Below are 534 nucleotides of genomic sequence, written 5' to 3'. Positions count from 1 at the left end.
CGCAGGCTTTACGGTCGAAAGCCTCACGGTGGACACGGGGGCAACAACCATCCCCGTCAACAGCGCCGTGGTCAACGGGGCGGCCAAGACCGTCACGCTCACGCTCAGCCGCGCCGTGGTCTACGGCGAACTGGTGCGCGTCAGCTACGCCAAACCGGCGACCGGCAATAGGGTTCAGGACGCCGCCGGCAACGCCGCGGAGAACTTCAGCGACCGGGACGTGGTCAACGACACAAGGGACACCGCGGCCCCGCAGCTGATTACTACCGGAAACGATCGCCCCAAGATCACCGACGGCATCTATCTGGTGCTCCATTTCAGCGACGCGAGCCCCTCCCTGGACGACAGCAACGGACCCGCCAAGGAGGACTTCACGGTGTTCGTGGACGGCGTAGCCAAAACCGTCACCGAAGTCACCATGGGTGGAATGTCCAAGGCCGTCCTGCTGACCCTGAGCACCTCCGTGGAATCCGGTCAAAGAGTGACCGTCGCCTACCAGGACAACACGCCGGGCAACAACGGCATACAGGACCC

The 534-nt window shown here is 64.0% G+C and carries 1 protein-coding gene; it reads left to right on the top strand.

From position 1 onward, the window contains the following. Window positions 1-28: 28 nt before the first annotated feature. Window positions 29-534 (top strand): SwmB domain-containing protein (locus VTU_RS30435; RefSeq protein ID WP_265597370.1); only part of this gene is annotated, 506 nt, incomplete at its 3' end.

This window comes from Verminephrobacter aporrectodeae subsp. tuberculatae At4 (assembly GCF_000193225.1).
GTDB classification, from domain to species: domain Bacteria; phylum Pseudomonadota; class Gammaproteobacteria; order Burkholderiales; family Burkholderiaceae_C; genus Acidovorax; species Acidovorax aporrectodeae.
The sequence above is the reverse complement of the archived record's forward strand: the minus strand, read 5'-3'. Positions and strand labels throughout refer to the sequence as shown.